Annotated in this window: 3 protein-coding genes; 1 reads left to right on the top strand and 2 read right to left on the bottom strand. The window is 66.3% G+C overall.

Features of this window, described 5'->3' with window-relative positions:
* Nucleotides 1–231: 231 nt before the first annotated feature.
* Nucleotides 232–1,797, bottom strand: coding sequence for a hypothetical protein (locus C9J87_RS19200; protein WP_107706349.1), 1,566 nt, complete (start codon nucleotides 1,795–1,797; stop codon nucleotides 232–234).
* A 281-nt stretch (nucleotides 1,798–2,078) separates the two neighbouring features.
* On the opposite strand from C9J87_RS19200, the gene C9J87_RS19195 reads away from it, so the two are divergent.
* Nucleotides 2,079–2,906, top strand: a complete 828-nt coding sequence (locus C9J87_RS19195) for a S1 family peptidase (protein ID WP_157953268.1) — start codon at nucleotides 2,079–2,081, stop codon at nucleotides 2,904–2,906.
* A gap of 6 nt (nucleotides 2,907–2,912) precedes the next feature.
* Here the strand turns inward: C9J87_RS19195 and C9J87_RS19820 are convergent, their stop codons facing one another.
* A complete protein-coding gene (locus C9J87_RS19820) occupies nucleotides 2,913–3,098 on the bottom strand; it encodes a hypothetical protein (protein WP_157953267.1) in 186 nt (61 codons plus the stop codon).
* Between the last annotated feature and the right edge of the window lie 105 nt (nucleotides 3,099–3,203).

The raw sequence follows: 3,203 nt of genomic DNA, 5'->3' as shown, positions 1-3,203 counted from the left end.
AGCTCACCCCGGTCGAGTTTGAGATGATCTACGCAGCCGCAGACGCGGCCTGAGAACCACCCACCCCGAGTGTCAACCAAACCTGGGGCAGACCCCGACTCGCTCACACGTCGGACTCTAATCCGTGTGTCGGCCATTGCGAGGGGCATCGCCGGGTCGGGACGTTGGCAACGGAGGAACGTCCGCTTCTGCTCAGTTGAGCACCCGGATCTGCCGATGATCGGGCGGTCGCTACGTGGTGGGTGCGAGTGGCTGCGGGGTGCCGATTCGAGTTGTTGAGGTTCGTTCCAGCGCTCGGATCGCTCGCGAAAAGGTCTCGATCTGTCCCGTGATGAGGCGTGGGGACAACTTGGACAGCGCACCGTCCTTGTCTGCGGCTGTCAGATAGGTCATGCCGGGGATGAGCGACATCGTGGCGATCCCGGCCTTGTAGAACGGGCCACCTTCGCCGAAGTAGAACGGCGGGTTCGGATCGGCGGCAAAGGTGCGCTTGTTCGCGGTCCCCCGTGCGCTATTGAGCCAGACGTCGCGCATGGTCGGTGTCGTGGTGTAGCACCAGCCGACCTCGTTCTCGCCGGTGGGCGCATAGTCGGTGTGCGTGGCGTTGTCCGCCCACTCCCGACACCCGAGGTGCTCCAACGTCAGGGCGGCAACCGCCTTGCGGTGACGGCCCTTGCCGTCGTGCCATTCCGGGTGCATGTCCATCCAACGACTGGAGGCTTGGTTCAGCGGTACCCCGTCCCGCGCGAACTGCGGCAGCTGAAAATGCCCGGTGGCGAACACAAAGACCAGGCTCCGCCTCAGGCTGACGGATCGGAACTGGCGTGCAAGCGACAGCATGCCCAGGCCGCCGTTCTCCTCCGGAACGTTCGGACCGTCGGTGTGGGTGTTGACGATGACGGACTCATCGCGGTTGGCGCCACGAAGCACGGCGTAGAGAGTCTCGGTCGCGGCGCCACGGACGAGTCGAGCCTCCATCGTGAGCGTCGCTTGACGGCCCTCTACGGCAAGGAGTCGAAGGCGCTGACCAACGGTGCCGTTGACCCAGACGGCGGGGCAGTCCTGATAGGGGGTGACGAAGGGGCTGTACTGGTTCGCTGCCAGCCCATCACTCACACCTGCGCGGACGCACACCACTCCCACGACGCCGGCCGCCGCAGCGCCGGCCAGGTCCGGAGGCGTCAGGATGTCCTGCACGCTCGGGTGATAGGTAAGTGTGGACGGATGCTTGGCATTGGACGGGTAGCTGCCTTGCTCACGAAAGGCCAGGTCGACAGGCACCGGAAGGGTCGGCGCCTCGACCACGGCGATCTTCCCGCGCGCAAGCTCCCAGTTCGGCGCGGACGGCGCGGGTTGCTGCGCGGCCTCTCCACCGGCAATTGGGCCGAGGTAGACCAGTGGAGCGGTCACGCCAGCAGGAGGAGTCACTCCGGAGTAGGGGTAGTAGAACGCGACCGGGAGCCGCTCACCGCCGACCGAGAGGCCCCACCGCTTCGGGTCCCATCGGGTGAAGGTGAGCCGATCACGATGAACCCGCAGCCCCATACGGCCCAAGCGCGCGGCCAGGAACTCGATGTACTCCGAATGAGCCCGGTTGCCCGTCAGTCGGGGTCCGCGCTCGGCAAGTTCCTCGTGCCAACGCCACATCTTCCGAGGGTCGACCCCACGCGCAGCGGCCCCGTAAGCCGGTTCTACAGCGCGCGTCAGCAGCGCCGCGCCCCCCGCCAGGCTGCCCGCGCGCAGAAGGCCTCGACGCGACAGGTCCGGCGATGGCAACGAGTCGCTGTCTTCCTTCATGTCCAACCCTCCATCGCACGGGTACTCGAGATCTCTCCGATCAGAACGAGCGACCCGACCGAATGTCACAAAATTGAGCACAGACCACGCGCCGCCGTGTTCGGCAAGGTTGACGAGGGCGCTTCTCCATCGACCGAATCTGCCGCGATCCGCGCGGACACTGCACGCTTGGATTCGTCGTGCAAGCGCACCACCATGTCCGGCTCCGACTCGACTGGGCGGGTAACCCGATGGTGGTCGGTTCGTTGGAATTGGTCTGGGCCACTTCCGAAAGGACCCTCATGCGTCTCCCGTCCCGTCTGACCGCAGGCTTGGCCTGCCTCGGGCTCGCTCTCGCCTCAGGACTCGCGAGCAGCCCAGCCGACGCCATCGTCGGGGGCTACCAGGCCCAGGGCGGCGCTTTCCCGTTCATGGCCTCGATCCAGACCAAGGGCTCCTCAGGCAGCGACGGCCACTTCTGCGGTGGCTCGGTGGTGGCGAAGAGGTGGGTGCTGACGGCTGCTCACTGCGTGGTCGACACGAAGCCGCGAGACATCCAGGTCGGTGTCGGCCGGACCAACATCGAGGATCTCTCGACCGGTCAGACCCTGTCGGTCGACCGGATCGTCGTGCACCCCGACTACGAGGAGACCGGCACCTTCGACGCGGCGCTGGTCCACGTCACCTCGCGTATCGCTTCGCCGGCGATCCGCCTGGTCCCGCTCACCAACAACAGTCTCGAGCAGGACGGCGCGCCGCTCACGGTCGCCGGCTGGGGGACCGAGTTCTTCGGCTCGCCCTTCGTCCCAGCCGGCCTGAAGGCGGTTGACGTCGAGGCGGTCGCGGACGAGAACTGCGTGACGACCGGGCTGATCGGCTTGCAACCGGAGTCCGAGCTCTGTGCTGAGACGCTGGGTGGTGACTCCTGCCAGGGCGACTCGGGTGGCCCGCTGTTCGGCACCCTCGCTGATGGTCGCCGGGTCCAGGTCGGCATCGTCAGCTACGGGCTCGCCTGCGCCGTACCCGCTTTCCCGGGTGTCTACAGCGAGCTCAACAACCCGTCGATCCACAAGTTCATCACCTCGACCGCGGGCATCAGGAGCGGCAAGAAGGGACGCAAGAACCGCTGATCGTGGCTAGTGAGCGAGCCGGTAGACGGTCACGGTCGTCCCGTTGATGGTCTCCGTCTCCTCCGTCCCCACATAGGTCAGCGCCCCGCCACCGACGTCCTCCCACTCGACGGGTGAGCCGACGTGGGAGCAGTGAAGGGTCTGGCCATCGGCCACCCCACCTCGCAGGACGACGTTGTGTTGCGGAGTCATGGCTGGAGCCTAGGTGTTCTGTCCGGACAGGTTGGGCACGCGGTCGGCGGGTGACTTGCCTTTGAGTGCGGTGTGGCCGCGGTGGTGATTGTAGTGATGGAGCCA

Source organism: Nocardioides allogilvus, assembly GCF_003047285.1.
Taxonomy (GTDB): domain Bacteria; phylum Actinomycetota; class Actinomycetes; order Propionibacteriales; family Nocardioidaceae; genus Nocardioides; species Nocardioides allogilvus.
The sequence above is the reverse complement of the archived record's forward strand: the minus strand, read 5'-3'. Positions and strand labels throughout refer to the sequence as shown.